At 69.7% G+C, this 20,609-nt stretch carries 16 protein-coding genes; 11 read left to right on the top strand and 5 right to left on the bottom strand.

Going from position 1 to position 20,609, the window contains the following annotated elements:
* Positions 1 to 46: 46 nt before the first annotated feature.
* The 5 genes from ACFC1I_RS03585 to ACFC1I_RS03565 all read left to right on the top strand — a co-directional run bounded on the left by ACFC1I_RS03585 (position 47) and on the right by ACFC1I_RS03565 (position 4,965).
* Positions 47 to 637, top strand: coding sequence for an ATP-dependent Clp protease proteolytic subunit (locus ACFC1I_RS03585; RefSeq protein WP_376006484.1), 591 nt, complete (start codon positions 47 to 49; stop codon positions 635 to 637).
* 29 nt (positions 638 to 666) lie between these two features.
* The gene (locus ACFC1I_RS03580; protein ID WP_376006483.1) at positions 667 to 1,344 is read left to right on the top strand and encodes an ATP-dependent Clp protease proteolytic subunit; all 678 of its coding nucleotides are present in this window, start codon (positions 667 to 669) and stop codon (positions 1,342 to 1,344) included.
* A gap of 207 nt (positions 1,345 to 1,551) precedes the next feature.
* Positions 1,552 to 2,820 carry an ATP-dependent Clp protease ATP-binding subunit ClpX gene (gene clpX, locus ACFC1I_RS03575; RefSeq protein WP_116193219.1) on the top strand — a complete coding sequence of 423 codons (1,269 nt, stop codon included), beginning with the start codon at positions 1,552 to 1,554 and terminating at the stop codon, positions 2,818 to 2,820.
* A gap of 30 nt (positions 2,821 to 2,850) precedes the next feature.
* A complete protein-coding gene (locus ACFC1I_RS03570; RefSeq protein WP_376006482.1) occupies positions 2,851 to 3,837 on the top strand; it encodes a serine hydrolase domain-containing protein in 987 nt (328 codons plus the stop codon).
* Between the two features lie 9 nt (positions 3,838 to 3,846).
* Positions 3,847 to 4,965 carry an epoxide hydrolase family protein gene (locus tag ACFC1I_RS03565; protein WP_376006481.1) on the top strand — a complete coding sequence of 373 codons (1,119 nt, stop codon included), beginning with the start codon at positions 3,847 to 3,849 and terminating at the stop codon, positions 4,963 to 4,965.
* Positions 4,966 to 4,972: 7 nt separating this feature from the next.
* Here the strand turns inward: ACFC1I_RS03565 and ACFC1I_RS03560 are convergent, their stop codons facing one another.
* Positions 4,973 to 7,024, bottom strand: a complete 2,052-nt coding sequence (locus ACFC1I_RS03560; protein ID WP_376006480.1) for a M3 family metallopeptidase — start codon at positions 7,022 to 7,024, stop codon at positions 4,973 to 4,975.
* Between the two features lie 120 nt (positions 7,025 to 7,144).
* Between ACFC1I_RS03560 and ACFC1I_RS03555 the strand changes: the two genes are divergently transcribed.
* The 3 genes from ACFC1I_RS03555 to ACFC1I_RS03545 are packed head-to-tail and all read left to right on the top strand — an operon-like array spanning position 7,145 to position 9,368.
* Positions 7,145 to 7,783: an ArsR/SmtB family transcription factor gene (locus ACFC1I_RS03555; RefSeq protein ID WP_376006479.1), complete on the top strand. Its 639-nt coding sequence runs from the start codon at positions 7,145 to 7,147 to the stop codon at positions 7,781 to 7,783.
* On the top strand, positions 7,780 to 8,010 hold the full coding sequence (locus ACFC1I_RS03550; RefSeq protein WP_376006478.1) for a hypothetical protein: 231 nt from the start codon (positions 7,780 to 7,782) through the stop codon (positions 8,008 to 8,010). Before ACFC1I_RS03555 ends, ACFC1I_RS03550 begins: the two co-directional genes overlap by 4 nt.
* Positions 8,007 to 9,368 carry an MFS transporter gene (locus ACFC1I_RS03545; RefSeq protein ID WP_376006477.1) on the top strand — a complete coding sequence of 454 codons (1,362 nt, stop codon included), beginning with the start codon at positions 8,007 to 8,009 and terminating at the stop codon, positions 9,366 to 9,368. The genes ACFC1I_RS03550 and ACFC1I_RS03545 overlap by 4 nt, the downstream gene beginning before the upstream one ends.
* Before the next feature lie 10 nt (positions 9,369 to 9,378).
* Here the strand turns inward: ACFC1I_RS03545 and ACFC1I_RS03540 are convergent, their stop codons facing one another.
* From ACFC1I_RS03540 to ACFC1I_RS03525, 4 genes are all read right to left on the bottom strand, one after another.
* Entirely contained in the window at positions 9,379 to 9,627 is a 249-nt protein-coding gene (locus ACFC1I_RS03540; protein ID WP_045302758.1) for a hypothetical protein, read from the bottom strand.
* A gap of 1 nt (position 9,628) precedes the next feature.
* Positions 9,629 to 12,244, bottom strand: coding sequence for a valine--tRNA ligase (valS, locus tag ACFC1I_RS03535; protein ID WP_376006476.1), 2,616 nt, complete (start codon positions 12,242 to 12,244; stop codon positions 9,629 to 9,631).
* Between the two features lie 159 nt (positions 12,245 to 12,403).
* Positions 12,404 to 13,693: a nuclease-related domain-containing protein gene (locus ACFC1I_RS03530; protein WP_376006475.1), complete on the bottom strand. Its 1,290-nt coding sequence runs from the start codon at positions 13,691 to 13,693 to the stop codon at positions 12,404 to 12,406.
* Between the two features lie 96 nt (positions 13,694 to 13,789).
* Complete coding sequence (locus ACFC1I_RS03525; RefSeq protein ID WP_376006474.1) at positions 13,790 to 15,127, bottom strand: MFS transporter; 1,338 nt, start codon at positions 15,125 to 15,127, stop codon at positions 13,790 to 13,792.
* Positions 15,128 to 15,434: 307 nt separating this feature from the next.
* Between ACFC1I_RS03525 and ileS the strand changes: the two genes are divergently transcribed.
* The 3 genes from ileS to ACFC1I_RS03510 are packed head-to-tail and all read left to right on the top strand — an operon-like array spanning position 15,435 to position 20,607.
* A complete protein-coding gene (ileS, locus tag ACFC1I_RS03520) occupies positions 15,435 to 18,851 on the top strand; it encodes an isoleucine--tRNA ligase (protein WP_376006473.1) in 3,417 nt (1,138 codons plus the stop codon).
* The gene (locus tag ACFC1I_RS03515) at positions 18,851 to 20,209 is read left to right on the top strand and encodes a bifunctional folylpolyglutamate synthase/dihydrofolate synthase (protein WP_376006472.1); all 1,359 of its coding nucleotides are present in this window, start codon (positions 18,851 to 18,853) and stop codon (positions 20,207 to 20,209) included. Before ileS ends, ACFC1I_RS03515 begins: the two co-directional genes overlap by 1 nt.
* Positions 20,197 to 20,607, top strand: coding sequence for a DUF4233 domain-containing protein (locus tag ACFC1I_RS03510; protein WP_376006471.1), 411 nt, complete (start codon positions 20,197 to 20,199; stop codon positions 20,605 to 20,607). The genes ACFC1I_RS03515 and ACFC1I_RS03510 overlap by 13 nt, the downstream gene beginning before the upstream one ends.
* The last annotated feature ends 2 nt before the right edge of the window (positions 20,608 to 20,609 follow it).

Below are 20,609 nucleotides of genomic sequence, written 5' to 3'. Positions count from 1 at the left end.
GGGGCGCCGGTAGATTCGATGGCGACCCAAGGAAACAGGAGTACACATGGCCGAACCACTTGTCGCGACCAGCGTCTTCGACCGGCTGCTGAAGGACCGCATCATCTGGCTGGGGTCGGAGGTGCGTGACGACAACGCCAACGAGATCTGCGCGAAGATCCTGCTTCTCGCCGCTGAGGACTCCGAGAAGGACATCTACCTCTACATCAACTCGCCGGGTGGCTCGATCACCGCAGGCATGGCGATCTACGACACGATGCAGTTCGTGCCCAACGACATCGTCACGGTCGGCATCGGCATGGCGGCCTCGATGGGCCAGCTCCTGCTGACCGCGGGCACCAAGGGCAAGCGCTACATCACGCCCAACGCCCGCGTGCTCCTGCACCAGCCGCACGGCGGCTTCGGCGGCACGGCGAGCGACATCCAGACGCAGGCGCAGCTCATCCTCGACATGAAGAAGCGCCTCGCCGAGATCACGGCGAAGCAGACGGGCAAGTCGGTCGAGCAGATCAACGCCGACGGCGACCGCGATCGCTGGTTCGGCGCCGAGGAAGCGCTGGAGTACGGCTTCGTCGACCACATCCGCGAGTCCGCGACCGACGTCATCGGCGGCGGCGGCACCGCCACCGACAGCTGAGTCCGAAGGCGAAAGAGAGAGAACCCGGAATGCAGACCCCCACCTTCGGCGGCGCGCCGCTCGCGCCCCAGGGCCTCCAGATGCCCGGCAGCCGCTACATCCTGCCGCAGTTCGAGGAGCGCACCGCCTACGGCTACAAGCGTCAGGACCCGTACAACAAGCTGTTCGAGGACCGCGTGATCTTCCTGGGCGTCCAGGTCGACGACGCCTCGGCGGACGACGTCATGGCCCAGCTGCTCGTGCTCGAGTCGCAGGACCCCGACCGCGACATCATCATGTATATCAACTCACCCGGCGGCTCGTTCACGGCGATGACGGCGATCTACGACACCATGCAGTACGTGTCGCCGCAGATCCAGACGGTCGTGCTCGGCCAGGCCGCGTCGGCCGCGGCGGTGCTCCTCGCCGCCGGCGCCCCCGGCAAGCGCCTGGCGCTTCCGAACGCGCGCATCCTGATCCACCAGCCCGCGGTCGGCGAGGCCGGCCACGGTCAGGCGTCCGACATCGAGATCCAGGCGGCCGAGATCCTGCGTATGCGGACCTGGCTCGAGGAGACGCTCGCGAAGCACTCGAACAAGACGCAGGCAGAGGTCAACAAGGACATCGACCGCGACAAGATCCTCTCCGCGGAGGAGGCGGTCGCGTACGGCCTCGTCGACCAGGTGCTCACCACGCGCAAGCGCGGTCAGCAGGCCCTGACGAAGTAGTCCGCTCCGCGTCGGATCACGCAGAGTCCAGCGCCCCGCCGCCCGGTCATCGGGCGGCGGGGCGCCGTGCGTCCACGGGAGCGAGTTCTCTCTCCGCGAACCCCGCGTCCTCCACAACGTGCGTCGCAATGCCGCCGCATGTCGGCCTCAGCTATTAGGCTCGGAGAACAGCTGGGGGCTCGGCCCCGACGTACGAGGAGGAGCGGCATGGCACGCATCGGTGAGAGCGCCGACCTGTTCAAGTGCTCCTTCTGCGGCAAGAGCCAGAAGCAGGTCCAGCAGTTGATCGCCGGCCCCGGCGTCTACATCTGCGACGAGTGCGTCGAGCTGTGCAACGAGATCATCGAAGAGCGCATGGCCGAATCGTCCTCGGGCGTCGTGGCCGACTTCGATCTGCCGAAGCCCCGCGAGATCTTCGCCTTCCTGGAGGAGTACGTCGTCGGCCAGACCGACGCGAAGCGCGCGCTCTCGGTCGCCGTGTACAACCACTACAAGCGTGTGCGCGCGCACGGCACGATCCAGTCGGCCGAGCAGCGCGCCGACGAGATCGAGATCGCCAAGAGCAACATCCTGCTCCTCGGCCCGACGGGCTGCGGCAAGACCTACCTCGCGCAAACGCTCGCGAAGCGCCTGAACGTGCCGTTCGCCGTCGCCGACGCCACCGCGCTGACCGAGGCCGGCTACGTCGGTGAAGACGTCGAGAACATCCTCCTCAAGCTCCTGCAGGCGGCGGACTTCGACACGAAGCGCGCCGAGACCGGCATCATCTACATCGACGAGGTCGACAAGATCGCCCGCAAGGCCGAGAACCCCTCGATCACGCGCGACGTGTCGGGCGAGGGCGTGCAGCAGGCGCTGCTGAAGATCCTCGAGGGCACCGTCGCCTCGGTCCCCCCGCAGGGCGGCCGCAAGCACCCCCACCAGGAGTTCATCCAGATCGACACGACGAACGTGCTGTTCATCGTGGCGGGCGCCTTCGCCGGGCTGGAAGACATCATCTCGTCTCGCGTCGGCAAGCACGGTGTCGGCTTCGGCGCCTCGCTGCATCGCAAAGACGAGGACCTCAACCTCTTCGGCGACGTGCAGCCCGAAGACCTGCACAAGTTCGGACTCATCCCCGAGTTCATCGGCCGCCTCCCCGTGGTCGCCTCGGTCTCGCCGCTCGACCGCGAAGCGCTCATGGAGATCCTCACCGAGCCGAAGAACGCGCTGGTGAAGCAGTACCACCGCATGTTCGAGCTCGACGGCGTCACGCTCGAGTTCGACCGTGAGGCGCTCGAGGCGATCGCCGACCTCGCGGTGGCCCGCAAGACCGGTGCGCGCGGGCTCCGCGCGATCCTCGAAGACGTCCTGGGTCCGATCATGTTCGAGATCCCCTCGACCGACGACGTCGACAAGGTCATCGTCACCCGCGCCGCCGTCGACGAGGGCGCGCCCCCGACGCTCGTGCTGCGAGAGAAGCGCAAGAGCGCCTGACGCCGGCCGCACCAGCACGAGAACGCACGCATGGCCGACGTCGAACCTGATCTCGAAGGCTACTGCGGCGTCATCAGCGCGCGCCGCGGCGACGACGTGCTCGGCGAATGGGCCATCGGGCTGGCCGACCGCACAGCGGGTGCACCGAACACTCCAGAGACGCGATTCGGCCTGGCGAGCGGCACGAAGACGTTCACAGCGCTGACTGTGCTCTCCCTCGTCGGTGACGGACTGCTGCGGTTGGAGACTCCCGCGCGAGAGATCCTCGGGGCCGACCTGCCGCTCATCGCCGACGATGTCACCATCGGGCACCTGCTGAGCCATACGTCCGGCATCGGGGACTATCTCGACGAAGAGGTCGACGCGCTGGCCCCGCTGAGCGTGCCCGTGCAGCAACTCGACTCGACACCGGCCTATCTGCCGATGCTCGACGGCTTCCCGACGAAGTTCCCCGCGGGGGAGCGCTTCTCGTACTGCAACGGCGGGTACGTCGTGCTCGCGATCATCGCGGAGCGCGTTGCGGGGACGCCGTTCGCCGATCTCGTGCGGACCCGTGTCTTCGAGCCCGCCGGCATGGACGCGTCGGGCTTTCCGCGGTCCGACCTGCTCCCGCCCGGCACCGCCACGGGATACAAGGACGACGGCCGCACCAACGTGTTCGAACTGCCCGTCGTCGGGTCGGGCGACGGGGGAGCGCACTCCACGGTGAGTGATCTGCACCGCTTCTGGGGGGCGCTTCTGGCCGGACGCATCGTCGATCCTTCGCTGGTGGCGCTGCTGACCGAGCGCGTCACGCCGGACGCCGACGACGGACTCGGCTATGGCCGCGGGGTGTGGCTCGACGATGACGACCTGATGATCGTGGGCGCCGACCACGGTGTGGTGGCGGTGAGCCGGCATCATCCGCCGACCGCAACCACCGTGACCGGGCTGGCGAACGCCGAGGTGCCGACCTTCGGGCGCGTGAGCGAGCTGATGGGCGCGATCCAGAGCGACGGTGTCGTACCCGCCGAGTAGTTTCGGGCCATGCCCAGCGTCCGCCCCTTCTCGATCCACGTGCCCGACACCGACCTCGCCGACCTGCGGGAGCGCCTCGATCGGTTCCGACCCCTTCCGGACGCACCCCGGCGGCCGGCGTCGGGCATGAGCGCCGCGTACCTCTCCGAGCTCGTGGCGACGTGGCGCACCTGGGACTGGCGTGTCCGCGAGGAATGGCTCAACAGCCACCCGCAGTTCCTCGCGGACATCGGCGACGCGACGGTCCATTTCGCGCACCTGCGTTCTCTGAGCGCCGACGCCCCCGCTCTTCTCGTGATGCACGGCTGGCCCCACACCTTCGCCCTCCAGCTCGACTTCGCCGATCTGCTGCCCGACTTCCACGTGGTCGTGCCGAGCTTCCCCGGCTTCGCGTACTCGTCCCCGTACGCCGACGGACCGATGAGCGAGACGCGGCTCGCCGCGACCATGCACGCGCTCATGACCGACGTGCTCGGCTACGAGACCTACCTGACCTACGGGGAGGACGTGTCGGCGAACGTCAACGACCTGATCGCGGGGTCATACCCGGAGGCGGTGGCGGGCGTCGTGGTCACTCACTCGCACTTCCCGTCGATGGCCGAGCGCCCGCTGCTCACCGCACCGGACGAGGTCGCGTTCTTCGCACGCCTCGAGCACTGGGGCGGCGCCAACGGTGCCTACGGGCATGTGCAGGCGACCCGACCCGACACCCTCGCGGCCGCTCTCAACGACTCGCCGGCGGGTCTGCTCGCCTGGCTGACCGAGAAGCTCGTGGAGTGGAGCGACACGGCGCCGGGTGACCCCAGCGCCGTCGAAGACAGGATCTCGCGCGATCGCATCCTCACCGAGGCGATGATCTACTGGACGACCCAGAGCATCGGCACGTCCTTCCGCCCGTACTACGAGGGCGCCGACCAGCCTGACGAGATGCCGCCCGTGGTGGTCCCGGCATCCGTCCACATCCAGCGCCACGAGGGCGACTACCCGGAAGCGCTGGCGCGACGCTTCTACCGCGACCTGCGCGTGTTCGAGCGGCTCGACGAAGGCGGGCACTTCGCGGTCGCCGAAGTGCCCGCCGTCATGGCAGCGCGGGTGCGCGACTTCGCGCGCGAGCTCGGCCTGCGGTGAGCCGCCGCTAGTCGGCCAGACCGCGGCGTGCGAGGAGCGGCTGGATCTCGGCATCGCGTCCACGGAAGTCGCGGTAGGCCTCGAGCGGGTCCTTCGAGCCGCCCACGCCCAAGAGGCGCCCGCGGAAGCGGTCGCCGTTCTCTCGGCGAAGGCCTCCGTTCTCGCGGAACCACTCCACGGTGTCGGCGTCGAGCACCTCGCTCCAGATGTACGAGTAATAGCCGGCGCTGTACCCGCCCGAGAACACGTGGGCGAAGTATGTCGACGAGTAGCGCGTGGGCACGACGGGGTTGTCGAGGCCGATGTCGGCGAGGGCAGCCGCCTCGAACTCCGCGACGTCGATGTCGGCCGCGGCGCCGTTCACCGACAGGGAGTGCCAGGCCTGGTCGAGCCAGGCCGCCGCGAGATACTCGCTGGTCGCGAAGCCCTGGTTGAACGCCTCGGAGGCGTGCAGTTTCTCGACGATCTCTGTCGGCAGCGGCTCGTCGGTGTTGATGTGTCGGGCGTACGACGCGAGGATCTCGGGCCAGTAGATCCACATCTCGTTGACCTGGCTCGGGAACTCGACGAAGTCCCGGTAGACGTTGGTGCCGGCGAAATGCGGGTACGTGACGGTGGCGAAGAGGCCGTGCAGGGCGTGGCCGAACTCGTGGAAGAGCGTCGTCACCTCGTCGAGGCTGAGCAGCGTCGGTCGCCCGGCGGCCGGCTTCGGCACGTTGAGGTTGTTGACCACGATCGGCTGCGTGCCACGCAGGCGCGACTGCAGCACGATCGAGTTCATCCACGCGCCACCACGCTTGGTGTCGCGCGTGTAGAGGTCGAGGATGTAGAGCCCGAGCGTCGAGCCGTCGGCGTTGTGGATCTCGAAGACACGCGTGTCGGGGTGGTACCCGTCGAGGTCGCTGCGTTCGGCGAAGGTGATGCCGTACAGGTCGGTCGCCGCGCGGAACACGCCGTCCTGCAGCACGCGCTCGGCCTCGAACCACGGCCGGAGCGCGGCTCGGTCGAGTTCGTACTCGGCGGCCCGCACCTTCTCGGTGTAGAACGCCCAGTCGTGCGCTTCGAGAGGGAAGGAGGCGGCGTCGGCGTCGATGACCGCCTGCAGCGCGGCCTGCTCGCGACGGGCGTTGCGCGCCGCGGGCGCGGCGAGCTGACGAAGCAGGTCATGGACGGCGGCGGGCGAGCCGGCCGTCTCGTCCGACGTGATGTACGCGGCGTGCGAGTCGTAGCCCAGCAGCGCGGCGCGCTCCGCGCGCAGCCGCACGATCTCGAGCAGCGTGGCGCGGTTGTCGTGTTCGTTGCCCCGCGAGCCGCGGGAACGGGACGCCTCGAGCAGGCGCTCCCGCGACGCACGGTCGGTCAGGCTCGAGAGGTACGGGTGGCCGGTGAACAGGGTGAGCGTGACGACCCACTTGCCCTCGAGGCCGCGATCCGCCGCGGACTGCGCCGCCGCGGAGAGCTCGCCCTCCGAGAGCCCGTCGAGCTCGGACGCGTCGTCGAAGACGATCGCGAGGTCGTTGGTGTCGGCGAGCAGATTCTTCTCGAACTGTGTGGTGAGGGTGGACAGCCGCTGGTTGAGCTCGGTGAGACGCTTCTTCGCGTCGTCGTCGAGACCGGCGCCGGCATGGGCCATCTCGGTGTGGTGGCGCTCCACGAGATAGCGCTGCTCGGGGGTGAGGTCGAGCTCGTCGAGCTGATCATGGATCGTCTTGATGCGCCAGAACAGGGCGGAGTCGAGCTGGATCGAATCCTGATGCGCCGACATGAGCGGTGCCAGCTGCTCCTCGATCTCCTGGATCTCGGGCGTCGCATCTGCGGACGACACCGTGTAGAACGTCCGCGCGACGTCGCCGAGGAGGCGACCGCTCTCTTCGAGCGGCACCAGTGTGTTCTCGAACGTGGGCATGGAGCGCACCCGCGTGATCGCCGACACCTCACGGGTGTGATCGGCGAAGGCCCGCTCGAACGCGGGCAGATAGTGCTCGGGGAGGATCGCCGCGTAGTCGGGGAGCCCGTACGGCAGGGTGCTGGGGGACAGGAGCGGGTTGTCGTTCGGCATGGAGTCCACCCTAGTCACGCCGCCGCGGCATGCCGAGGGATGTTTGCAAAGAGTCGCTTGCAAACAACCAATTGCAAAGAAGTGCTTGCAAAGAAGTCTTTGCATCACTACTCTGGAGGCATGTCAGAGAACGAAACCCCGCAGCAGGGCGACGCGGCCGCCCGCGCCGAGGAGCGTCACAACCAGGATCGCGTGCTCGATTCCGGCGCACTCCGTGCTCTGGCACACCCGCTCCGCGTGAAGATCTACGACATCCTCAGCCAGTACGGTCCGCAGACGGCGAGCTCGCTCGCCGAGCGGTTGGGGGAGTCCAGCGGCTCGACGAGCTACCACCTTCGCGCCCTCGCCAAGCAGGACCTCATCCGTGAGGCCGAGGACCGCGGCACCGGGCGCGAGCGCTGGTGGGAGCGGCCCGTCGGAGGCGTGTCTTTCGCCAACCCCGACGCGATGACCACGCCGGCGGGACGAGCCGCGACGCAGGTGGTCATGAACGAGTTCCTGCGCAACCGCAACGACCAGCTTCTCGACTTCGTGAACCGAGGAATCGGCGGCGAAGACGAGATGTGGCAGGAGGGGACGCTGATCTCCACCGCCACCGCACGTCTGACCCCCGAGCAGAGCAAGGAGCTCTCGCTCAAGATCATGGCGCTCATCGACGAGACCGTCGACAACTACCGCAATCAAACCGGCGAGAACGTCCGCCCCGTCACCATCCGGGCCGACCTCTTCCCGCTCCCGCAACTAGGAGGACAGTCATGACCGCCATCACGGCTGACGAACTCGCGGCACGTGGGTTCCGGGCATCCGCCACCCGATTCGACCGCGCGCTGCTGCGCGCAGCATCCGCTCTCGACGCGTACGTCGTCGCGCGCGTCGAGAAGGCAGGCGACGCCCAGGAGCGTCGCGCACTGACCGCACAGGCCGCTGCGAGCGGCGCCCGGCACGAAGCCGAGGCGTTCGCTTCGATGGGGATGCTCCCGCGATGAGCGAGGGCGTCGACACGGCCGAGCGGACCGGATCGCCGGCCGGGCGGGCACGCAGGGTCCCGCTCGGCCGCGATTTCGGCAAACTCTGGACCGCGGCCGCCTTCAGCAACCTGGCCGACGGGCTCGGCCGGCTGGCGGTGCCGCTCATCGCCACCACCCTCACGCGCGACCCGCTCGCGATCTCGGCGATCAGCGCGCTGGCGTTCCTCCCGTGGCTCGTGTTCGGGCTGCCCGCCGGCATGATCGTCGACCGGTTCGACCGTCGCTGGACCATGGCGATCGCGAATGCGATCCGCGGTCTGGCCGCTGTCGGTCTCGCCCTCCTCACCGTGTCGGGCGCCCTCGACATCTGGTGGCTGTTCGCCGGCGTGCTGGTGTTCGGCCTCGGCGAGACGCTCTTCGACAACGCGACGAACGCGATCGTCCCCGCCGTCGTGAAGCGTCCCGCGCTCGATCGCGCAAACGGCTGGATGCAGGCAGCGCAGATCACGATCGACAGCTTCATCTCGGCGCCCATCGCCGGCGTGCTGTTCGCGATCTCGCTCGCGCTGCCGCTCTGGGTGGGCGCGGCGGGGTATCTCATCCCCATCGTGCTCGCGGTGATGCTTCCGCTGTCCGCCGCTCGTCCGCTGCGCGAGGCACGCGCCGCGTCGGTCCGCGCGGAGGCGGCGGTCGCGGCCGGCGAGCCGCTGGCGGCTTCCGAGGAGGCCGCCGAGAAGACGGAGGTGGATGCTGCAACCCCCGCCCACCCGAATGTCTCGGCTCGCGATGCCTTCGTGTACCTCTGGAACCACCGGTTCCTGCGCTCGATGGTGATCTTCACGTCCATCGTGGGCTGCGCGTTCGCGTTCGCCCAGGCGCCGGTGTACCTGTACTTCCTCGACGTGCACCACGTGCCGGCCGCGGGGATCGGCGTGGTCACCGCGGGGATCGGCCTCGGCGCGCTCGCCGGCTCGCTCGTCGCCGCGTCGCTCGTGGCGAAGTTCGGCCGCGGCGCGGTGATGCTGGGCGCCAACCTCGTCGCGGCGGTCAGCCTGGCCGCCGTCTGGGCGGCGCCCGAGGCGATCACCGCGACCATCGCCTACGGGCTGATGGCCGCGGCCGTCTCGGTGTGGAACGTGCCGTGGGGCGCGCTGCGTCAGACGATCGTTCCCGGTCACATGTTCGGCCGCGTGCTGGGCATCAGCCGCACCTTCACGTGGGGCATCTTCCCGTTCGCCACGCTCCTCGGCGGCTGGGTGGCGCGCATCGACCTGCGGCTGCCGTTCCTCATCGCCGCGGGCGTCACACTGGTCGCGACGCTGGTCGCCGTGCGGCTGCTCCTCTCGGCGTCGCAGCACAACGCCCCCGAGGAGTGAGGCCCGGCGCTCAGGCGAAGCCGTCGTCCGGATCGTGCCGGACGACGGCTTCGCCGTCCGCGTCCAGCGACACGATCACGCCGGTGTCGAGCTCCGCGATCGGCTTGCCCTCCAGCCACGTGAGCGTCCAGCGCGGGCGCGGCTGACCGAGCTGATCGGCCGGGATGGTCTCGTCGACGGAGCGGATGCCGCGCACCAACGCATCGGGGACGGCCTTCGGCGGCTCGTCGCCCGAGGTCCAGCGTGTTCCGAGCTGCATGTCAGTCCTCCTGCGGGGCGAGTTCGATCTCGGTGACGGAGACGGCCTCGCCCTCCACGTACGCGATCTCGGCGATCCGGCCGACGGCCTTGAGGTCGCCCTCTGCGAGCCGCAGCGCGTCGAGTGCCGCCGCGGGGCCGGCCAGGACGGCGCGGGCGACCGGGGTCTTCTGCGAGGCCTTCGCCTCGGTCTTCGCGCGGCGGACGCCGATCAGCGCGGCGCTCACGGCGGTCAGCACGGCGGAGTCGCCCCACTCCTCCTCCGGCGCGACGGGCCAGTCGGCCGTGTGCACTGAGCCGTCGTTGAACCACGACCAGGCCTCTTCGGTGGCGAATGCCAGCACCGGCGCGAGGAGCCGCAGCAGCGCCGACATCGCCAGGCGCAGCGCCAGCGCGGCGGAAGCCTGGCCGGCGTCGGTCTGGTTGTACGCGCGCTCCTTCACGAGCTCGAGATAGTCGTCGCAGAACGTCCAGAAGAACGACTCCGTGACTTCGAGCGCGCGGGCGTGGTCATAGTTCTCGAGCGCCTTCGTCGCGTCGCGCACGACGCCGTGGAGCGTCGCGAGCATCGAGGCGTCGAGGGCGTGGGTCACCTCGGCGCCCTCGGGCACCGGGAACGAGAGCACGAACTTCGCGGCGTTGAGCACCTTGATCGCGAGGCGGCGGCCGATCTTGATCTGCGTGGGGTTCTGCGGGTCGAACGCCGCGTCGGTGCCCAGGCGGCTCGAGGCCGCCCAGTACCGCACCGCGTCCGAGCCGTGCTGCGCCAGGATGTCGGCGGGCGTCACGACGTTGCCCTTCGACTTCGACATCTTCTTGCGGTCGGGATCGACGATGAAGCCGGAGATGGCAGCATCCGCCCACGGTGCGCGGTGGTCCTCGAGGGCGCTGCGCAGCATCGTCGAGAACAGCCACGTGCGGATGATGTCCTGACCCTGCGGACGCACGTCGAACGGCGCCACGAGGCTCCAGAGCTCCGGGTCGCGGTCCCAGCCGCCGGCGAGCTGCGGAGTCAGGGACGACGTCGCCCACGTGTCGAAGATGTCGTTCTCACCGTCGAAGCCGCCCGCGACGCCGCGCTGGTCGGCGGTGTAGCCCGGGGGCACGTCGGTCGACGGGTCGACCGGGAGCGACGCCAGGTCGGGGGTGAGCACCCGGTCGTAGTCGCGTTCGCCGTTCTCGTCGAGCCCGTACCACAGCGGGATCGGCACGCCGAAGAAGCGCTGACGCGACACGAGCCAGTCGCCGGTGAGGCCGTTGGTCCAGTTCTCGTAGCGCACCCGCATGAAATCGGGATGCCACGACATCTGCTGTCCGAGTGCGATGAGCTTGTCGCGCAGCTCGGCGTCGCGTGCGCCGTTGCGGATGTACCACTGGCGCGTCGAGACGATCTCCAGCGGGCGGTCGCCCTTCTCGAAGAACTTCACCGCGTGGCTGAACGGCTTGCCGACGGCCGTGATGTCGCCGGTCTCCTGCAGCTTCTCGACGAGCGCCTTGCGTGCGGAGAACACCGTCTTGCCGGCCATCTCGGCCTCGTACCACGCGCTCGCCTCGGCGTTCGCGACGATCGAGGGCGCCTGGGGCAGGAAGCGGCCGTCGAGGCCGATCGTGGTCATGTTCGGCAGGTGGCGGCCGTCGGTGGTGCGCAACTCGCGCCACCACACGATGTCGGTCACGTCGCCGAAGGTGCAGACCATCGCCGCGCCCGTGCCCTTGTCGGGCTGGGCGAGGTGGTGGCCGTGGATCTCGATGTCGGCGCCGAAGAAGGGACTCCGCACCTTCGTGCCGATGAGGTGCTTGTGCGGGCCCTCGGGGTGGGTGACGATCGCGACGCACGCGGGCAGCAGCTCGGGGCGGGTGGTCTCGATCGTGATCGCGCCGGAGCCGTCCGCGAACGGGAAGTCGATGGTGTGGAACGACGCCTGCTGCTCGCGGTCCTCGAGCTCGGCCTGCGCCACGGCGGTGCGGAAGTCGATGTCCCACATCGTGGGCGCCAGGTCCTGGTAGGCCTCGCCGCGCTCGAGGTTGCGCAGGAACGCGCGCTGGCTCGTGCGGATCGTGTCGTCGGAGATGGTGCGGTACGTCTGCGTCCAGTCGACGCTGAGGCCCAGCTGGCGGAAGAGCGCCTCGAACTGCTTCTCGTCCTCGACCGTGAGCTTCTCGCAGAGTTCGATGAAGTTGCGGCGGCTGATGGGCACCTGGTCGGCGGCACGGCTCGACTTGTTGTCGCCGCCCTCGAACGGCGGCGTGAAGTCGGCGTCATAGGGCAGCGACGGGTCGCAGCGTACGCCGTAGTAGTTCTGCACGCGGCGCTCGGTGGGAAGGCCGTTGTCGTCCCAGCCCATGGGGTAGAACGTGGTCTTGCCGCGCATGCGCTCGTAGCGCACCTTGAGGTCGGTGTGCGTGAACGAGAAGACGTGCCCGATGTGCAGGCTTCCCGACGCGGTGGGCGGGGGAGTGTCCACCGAGTACACGCCGGCGCGACCGACCTGTGCGGCGCGGGCGCGGTCGAACAGGTACGTGCCCTGCTCCGACCATGCGGCATCCCACTTCTCCTCGAGGCCCTCCAGCGCGGGCTTGTCCGGGATCTGACCCTGTGCGGGGCGGGCGTCGGTCATGGCGTCTCCTCGAGGCGATATGTGCGGCACTGTGTGAGCGTGCCTGAGTGTGGGATGTCGCTCGATTCTACCTGGAGTGCAGCTGCACCTGGAGCGGGACGGACGCTGCGGGCCGCAGCATCCGTCCTCGTTCAGGCGTTCGCCGTCGCGGTGGCGGGGTCACGAGACCGGCACGACGCCCGTCTCGGGCGACACGGCGACGCTCGAGCCGAACTGGGGGCCCGTTAAGGTCAGGGTGTACGTGAGCAGATCGGCACTGGGCGCATACGTCGCCTGGGTTCCGTCGGGAAGATCCGCGATGATCTCACCCTGAGGCGTCTGCAGCACCGACGTGCCGGGCGTGAGGGTGAGTTTTTCGGGGCGGGTGCCGCCGGCACTGTGCTGGTCGATGACGAACGCCGCCGTTCCGGCGGACTCCACCAGCGCCGCCTGCTCTTCGGCGGGCGATGCGAACTGCGGTGCGGGCGGCGTGGGCGAGAGCGTGTTGACGAGTGACGGCAGTCCCCACCACGCGAAGGCGAGGGCTCCAGCGATCGCGAACAGGCCCACCAGGCCTTGGCGCCGCTTGCGCCGGGATCGCGAGCTGCGGGCCGGGGCCGACGGTGCGGGCCGACGTGGCGGCTTCGACACCGGGCGAGGTGAGGCGCCTGTCGGCACTGCGCGCGCCGGCACGGCGGTCGCCGCGCTCGCCCGCGCACCCGCTTCGACGCGCGCTCGCAGCGCTTCGAACCGCAGCCGCAACTGGTCGCCGTCCGCTGCGGGCACGGGAAGCGGCGTCCACGTCTCGGGACGCACCGCTGCCTCGACGATGCGCGCCACCTGCTCGTCGCTGAAGACGCGCCGCCGGCCGCGGAGGAACTCCACCAGGTGCTCCGCGTCCATGACGTGCGCCTCGCGGTGGAGCAGCTCCGGGGGTGCCGTGACGGTCACCGCCGCGGCGTCCACCACAGCGATGACGCCGACGGCGTCGACCGCCAGCCCGGATGCGGCCTTGATGGCCGTCTCGGTCCTGCTGATCTCGAGCTCGAGATTGCGGAGGTGATGAACCTGGTGATTTTCGACGCGGAGTCCGTGTCCGGCGGCCCAGACGCGCTTTCCGAAGTGCCGCTTGGTGTTGATGATGTAGACGCCGGCGGGGCCGATCACGAGATGGTCGAGGTCGCTGCCGCGCTCGCCGACCGGCACGGCGTGCAGCACTGTGAAGCCGGGGTCGAGAGTGGCGAGCATCAATCCCACCCGGATCTCGCCGAGCGCACCGGAGTACCAGCTCTCGGCTTCCGGGTCGAGTGTGCAGCGCAGGTCGTCGTCCAGCGGCCGACTGCCGGCCGTGCGCTCCTGACTCGCGAGCAGCTGTTCGATGACGCCGTGGCCGGCGATGCGCGCACGAAGCCCCACGACTTCCGGCGCGATCGCGATCGGCGGCGGTGCAGGCGGTTCGACCTCGGACACGAGGCTCACCGTACTGGAGCGCCGCCTTCCCGAGCCACCGCGAGGCCCGAAGACGTCGCGAGAACGGATGCCGCGGGCCGCAGCATCCGTCCTCGTTCAGGCGTTCGCGGTCGCGGTGGCGGGGTCCGTCGCGAGCTCCGGCTCGACGGCGTGACGGGAGGCGAACCACGCCGAGACGAGCGTGATGGCCGACATGACCGCGAGGATCACGCCGGGGTGCCACCAGGCGAAGCCGGTGGCCACGCCGAGCTCGAAGGTCAGGTAGGGCACGAACCCGCTGATCGTCGCAGCGAGCGCGTACGAGAGCGACAACGCCGAGTAGCGGAAGCGGTCGGGGAAGAGGTCGTTCATCAGACCCCCGAGCGCCGCCCACGCCATCGTCGGCAGGATCCCGCCGACGAGCATCGTCGCGACGAGGATCGGGAACGTCGCGAACTGGAGCAGGAAGTACATCGGGAACGTGATGAGGAGCGTGCCGAGCGCTCCCCACACGACGACGTTCGCCGAGCCGACCCGGCTCGCCCAGGCGCCGAACAGCGGGATGGTGACGAGCTGAAGGAGGCCGCCGATCGTGGTCGCGATGAGCAGGTCCTGGAAGCTGAAGGCCAGCTGCTCCACACCGTAGTTGACCGTGTAGGTGTTCATCAGCGAGTACGACCCGATGCCGAGGAGGGCCGCGCCGATGGCGATCGCCATCGCGCCGGGGCGCTTGGCGAACATCGTGAGGAAGGGGACGCGGTCGCGGCGGCCCTCGGCGACGACGCGCTCGAACACCGGCGTCTCGGTGATCGACCACCGCAGGTACAGCGACACCAGCAGCAGCGGGAGCGCGAGGAGGAAGGGGATGCGCCAGCCCCACTCGGCGATCTGCTCCGCCGGGAGGACGGCGGTCAGAACGATGAACACGGTCGCCGACAGGATCGAGCCGACGGGGGATCCGAGCTGGGGGACCGCGGCGTAGAACGCGCGCTTCACGGGCCCGGAGTTCTCGGTCGCGATGAGGATCGAGCCGCCCCACTCGCCGCCGAGCGACAGCCCCTGCACGATGCGCAGGAGGATGAGCAGCACGGCGCCGAGCCAGCCCGCCTGCGCATAGGTCGGCAGCAGGCCGATGAGGCCCGTCGCGACGCCCATGATGGCGACGGTCCACAAGAGGGTCGTGCGGCGGCCGAGCCGGTCGCCCATGTAGCCGAAGATCACCGCACCGATCGGGCGCACGACGAAGGCCAGTGCGATGGTGAGGAACGCGGCGCTGGTGGCGCCGAACTCGCCCAGCGGGTCGAAGAACAGCGGGCCGACGAAGAACGCCGAGAAGTAGGCGAAGAGATAGAAGTCGAAGGATTCGAGCGAGGTGCCCACCATCGACGCCCACGCGACGCGGCGCGTCGGGGCGGTCTCGAGGGCGAGCGCGGTTTCGGGTGCTGCTGCGGTCACGGGCGTCAATCTTGGCACGAGTCCAGAAACCCCGGCGACCGCCTCCGCATTCCCCCTTGCATCGCCACGGTAGAATCGACCCACCAGCGCGGATCCGGCCATCACCGGGGAGCTCTCGGAAGAACAGGACGCCACGAACGCGGCGTTCCCCATTAGAACCGAGCGGGGCAGGCCCGTCACAGCCGCAGTGAGAGAGGACGGATGCCTCGGCACCGTCAATGCAGGGTGGTACCGCGGTACGTCTGGTCACGGATCCAGGCAGTGTCGTCCCCGCAGGAAGCACACGAGCGAGCACCTGCGAGAGAAGATGACCTACCCCCGCCCCTCCGCCTTCGGGCCCGCGGCCGACGCCGCGCCCGCCCCCGTCGTTCCGAGCCCCCGCTTCCCCGAGATCGAGCAGGAGACGCTCGCGTTCTGGGAGGCCGACGGCACCTTCCGCGCGTCGATCGACCAGCGTGACGGCGCCGACGAGTGGGTCTTCTACGACGGCCCGCCCTTCGCCAACGGCCTGCCGCACTACGGTCACCTCCTCACGGGCTACGCGAAGGACCTCTTCCCGCGCTTCCAGACGATGCGCGGCAAGAAGGTCGACCGCGTCTTCGGCTGGGACACGCACGGTCTGCCCGCCGAACTCGAGGCGATGAAGCAGCTCAGCATCACCGAGAAGAGCGAGATCGAGGCGATGGGCATCGCCACGTTCAACGCGAAGTCTCGCGAGTCGGTGTTGGCGTACACGCGCGAGTGGGAGGACTATGTCACCCGCCAGGCGCGCTGGGTCGACTTCGAGCGCGGGTACAAGACGCTCGACCTCACGTACATGGAATCCGTACTGTGGGCGTTCAAGACGATCTACGACAAGGGCCTCGCGTACGAGGGGCACCGCGTGCTCCCGTACTGCTGGCGTGATGAGACGCCGCTCTCGGCGCACGAGCTGCGCATGGACGACGACGTCTACAAGATGCGCCAGGACCCGTCGGTCACGATCACGTTCCCGCTCGTGGGCGCCAAGGCCGAGGCCCTCGGCCTTACCGCCGTGCGCGCGCTCGCCTGGACGACGACCCCGTGGACGCTGCCGACCAACCTCGCGCTCGCCGTCGGCCCCGGCATCCGCTACGTCGTCCTGCCCGGGGGCCCGAACGGCGCCGCCGACGTGCACCGCCACGACGAGCACGCCGAGGCCGAGTCGCACCGCTACCTCCTCGCCGAGGAGCTGCTCGCCGGCTATGCCAAGGACCTCGGCTACGACTCCGCCGAGGCGGCGCGCGATGCCGTCGAGCAGACGGTGCTCGGCGCCGACCTCGAGAACGTGTCGTACGACCGCCTGTTCGACTACTACGCGGATGACTCGATCTGGGGCACGCAGAACGCCTGGCGCATCCTCGTCGACGACTACGTGACGACCGGCGACGGCACCGGCATCGTGCACCAGGCCCCGGCCTTCGGTGAGGACGACCAGCGGGTGACGGAGGCCGCCGGCATCCCGCTCATCATGAGCCTCGACGACGGCGGCCGCTTCCTCCCGCAGGTGACCGACGTCGCCGGCGAGCTGTGGATGGACGCCAATCGGCCGCTCATCCGCCTGCTGAAGCAGGAGGGCCGGCTTCTCCGAGAGGCGAGCTACGAGCACTCGTACCCGCACTGCTGGCGCTGCCGGAACCCTCTGATCTACCGGGCGGTGTCGAGCTGGTTCGTGCGGGTGACCGACATCAAGGAGCGCATGCTCGCGGGCAACGAGCAGATCACCTGGGTGCCCGAGAACGTCAAGCACGGCCAGTTCGGCAAGTGGCTCGAGGGCGCGCGCGACTGGTCGATCAGCCGCAATCGCTACTGGGGCTCGCCGATCCCGGTGTGGAAGAGCGACGACCCCGAGCACCCGCGCGTCGACGTGTACGGCTCGCTCGAAGACATCGAGCGCGACTTCGGCCGGCTCCCGCGCAACGCGGAGGGGGAGGTCGACCTCCACCGTCCGTACATCGACGACCTCACGCGTCCCAACCCGGACGACCCCACCGGCAAGAGCACGATGCGCCGCATCGAGGACGTCTTCGACGTGTGGTTCGACTCGGGCTCGATGCCGTACGCCCAGGTGCACTACCCGTTCGAGAACCAGCAGTGGTTCGACGAGCACTCGCCGGCGGACTTCATCGTCGAGTACATCGGGCAGACGCGCGGCTGGTTCTACGTCATGCACGTGCTCTCGACGGCTCTCTTCGACCGGCCGGCGTTCACGGGCGTCTCGTGCCACGGCATCGTGCTCGGCAGCGACGGACTCAAGATGTCGAAGTCGCTGCGCAACTACCCCGACGTCAGCGAGGTGTTCGACCGGGACGGCTCCGACGCGATGCGCTGGTTCCTGATGTCGAGCTCGGTGCTGCGCGGCGGCAACCTCGTCGTCACCGAGGAGGGCATCCGCGCGGGCGTCCGCGAGTTCCTGCTGCCGCTCTGGAACGCGTGGTACTTCTTCGCGACGTACGCCAACGCCGCCGGCGGCGCGGGCGGCGAGGGCTATCAGGCCTCGTGGCGCACCGACTCGACCGACGTGCTCGACCGCTACATCCTCGCGCTCACCGGCGACCTCGTGCGCGACGTCGCCGCCGACCTCGAGGTGCTCGACTCGACCCTCGCGGCGGCGAAGGTGCGCGACTTCGCCGAGGCGCTGACCAACTGGTACATCCGCCGCTCGCGCGACCGGTTCTGGGTCGGCGTCTCCGCCGACGACCCGAAGAGCCGCGAGGCGTTCGACACGCTCTACACGGTGCTCGAGACGCTCACGCGCGTCGCCGCCCCGCTCATCCCGCTGGTCTCCGAGAAGATCTGGCAGGGCCTCACCGGCGGACGCAGCGTCCACCTGCAGGACTGGCCCGACGCCGACGCCTTCCCCGCGGCGGACGACATCCGCACCGCGATGGACGCCGTCCGCGAGGCGTCCAGCGTCGCGAATGCGCTGCGCAAGAAGGAGGGCCGTCGCGTGCGCCTGCCCCTTCCCACCCTGACGGTGGCGGTTCCGGATGCTGCGTCCCTCGCGCAGTTCGACGGCATCCTGCGCGATGAGCTCAACGTGAAGTCGGTCGAGCTCATCGAGCTCGGCGACGACGTGTCGGAGCGCTACGGCATCAGCAAGCGCCTCACCGTGAACGCCCGCGCCGCGGGTCCCCGCCTGGGCAAGCAGGTGCAGCACGTGATCTCGGGGGCGAAATCCGGTGTCTGGGAGGAGCGCGACGGTGTGGTGGTCGTCGACGGCATCGCCCTGGAGCCGGGCGAGTACGACCTGACCCTCGAGGCCGGCGGCGTCGCCGACGGCACGGCGATCGCACTCCTCGCGGGCGACGGCTTCGTGCTGCTCGACACGACGACGACGCCCGAGCTCGAGGCGGAGGGCCTGGCGCGCGACGTGATCCGCGCCGTCCAGGACACCCGCAAGTCGGCCGGCTTCGACGTCAGCGACCGCATCCAGCTCGGCCTGCTCTTCGACGACGTGGCGGACGGCGAAGCCGTCGCGGCGGCGTTCGACGTCGCCGACGTCGCGGGCGAGACGCTCGCGGTGGCGTACACGGTGCGCACCCGCACGGCCGAGCTGCGCTCCCGTGGCACCTCGGGCGCGGCGGTCGAGTTCGAGACCGACGTCGCCGCCGGCACCTATGCCAACCGCGGCGTCTTCACGGTGGACGTGGCGAGGGCCGCGGCATCCGTCATCGATTCCCAGAGCGAGCGAGGCGAGTCCTGATGAGCGATCGCGACCGGCGGCGCGCCGACGCCGTCTACGAGACCCTCCTGCAGAGGCAGGGGGAGCAGTGGGTGCAGCCGCGCGTCGAGCGCACGCGGCGGGTGCTCGAGCTGCTCGACGACCCGCAGAAGACGTACCGCGTGGTCCATGTCACCGGCACCAACGGCAAGACGTCGACGAGTCGCATGATCGAGAGCCTCGTGCGCGCGCACGGCCTGCGGACGGGCCTGTTCACGAGCCCGCATCTGGAGCGGTTCACCGAGCGCATCATGGTCGACGGCGAGCCGATCGAGGATGCCGCGGTCGCCGACGCGTGGGACGAGATCGCGCCGTTCGTCGACCTGGTCGACGCGGAGCTCGCCGCCGCCGGCGATGCCGCGCTGACCTTCTTCGAGCTGCTCACGGTGCTGGCCTTCGTCGCCTTCGCCGACGCGCCCATCGACGTGCTCGTGCTCGAAGTGGGCATGGGCGGGTCGTGGGACTCCACGAACACCGCCGACGGCGACGTCGCGGTGTTCGCGCCGATCGACCTCGACCACGCGGACCGCCTCGGCGACACCATCGCCGAGATCGCGAGCGTGAAGGCCGGGATCATCAAGGACGGCGCGTCCGTGGTCTCGGCACGACAGGATGCCGCCGCCGAAGCGGTGCTCCGCGACGCGGCCGCCGCGCACGGCGCCACGATCGCGTTCGAGGGCGCCGACTTCGCGCTCGCCGAGCAGCGACTCGCCGTGGGCGGACAGCAGATCAGCGTGCGCGGACTCGCCGGCACGTACGAGGGGGAGTACCTGCCGCTGTACGGCGCGCATCAGGGCTTCAACGCCGCCCTGGCGATCGCGGCGGTCGAGTCGCTCGTCGGCGGCGCGACGCAGCCGATCGCCGGCGACGTCCTCGCCGACGGCCTCGGCGCGGTGACCTCGCCCGGGCGCCTCCAGCTCGTCGGCGCGGCGCCGACGGTGCTCGTCGACGCCGCCCACAACCCTCACGGCGCGCGCGCCCTCGTGACCGCGCTGCGTGAGGCGTTCGACTTCGACGAGTGGGGCGTGGTGCTCGGGGTTCTCTCCGACAAGGACGCCGCCGGGATCGTCGCCGAGATCGCGCCGGTCGCGGCGCACGTGTTCGCCACCGCCCCTAACTCGGAGCGCGCGGAGGACGCCGACGCCATCGCCGACCTCGCCGAAGCGCACGACCTGCGTGTGTCGGTGCACCGCGACCTCGCAGAGGCCGCGGAAGCGGCGCGCGCGTGGGCCGCAGCATCAGATCGTCGCGCCGTCGTGATCGCGGGATCGGTCGTGCTCGCCGGCGAGGCGCTCGCCCTCGCGGCCGACGAGGACTGGAAGGCCGGGTGGAACGCGTGACCGACGCGAAGCAGCCGAAGCCCCGCCGCCCACGCGGAGCGGCCGAGTCGCTCGCCACGATCGTGCTCGGCTTCGAGTCGATCGTCGTGTTCCTCGGCGGACTGGTCGTCTACGGACTGAAGGCGCTGCCCGCCTCGATCGAACCGTGGTGGGGGATCATCGCCGGTGCCGTCGTCGCGGCGCTGATGATCGTCACGACGCGCGTGGTGCGCTACCGCTGGGGGATCGTGCTCGGCTGGGCACTGCAGGCGGTGGTGCTGCTCGGCGCGCTCCTCGTGCCGGCGCTCGCGATCGTCGCGCTCATTTTCGGCGGCATGTACGGGTATGCGACGATCAAGGGGGCCGCTCTCGACCGGCGCAACGCGCGCCTCGCAGCGGATCCTCCGCCCCACGCCTGATA

This window comes from Microbacterium sp. NPDC056044, assembly GCF_042267145.1.
Lineage (GTDB): Bacteria > Actinomycetota > Actinomycetes > Actinomycetales > Microbacteriaceae > Microbacterium.
Note: the sequence above shows the minus strand (reverse complement) of the source record. Positions and strands in the feature narration are given on the sequence as shown.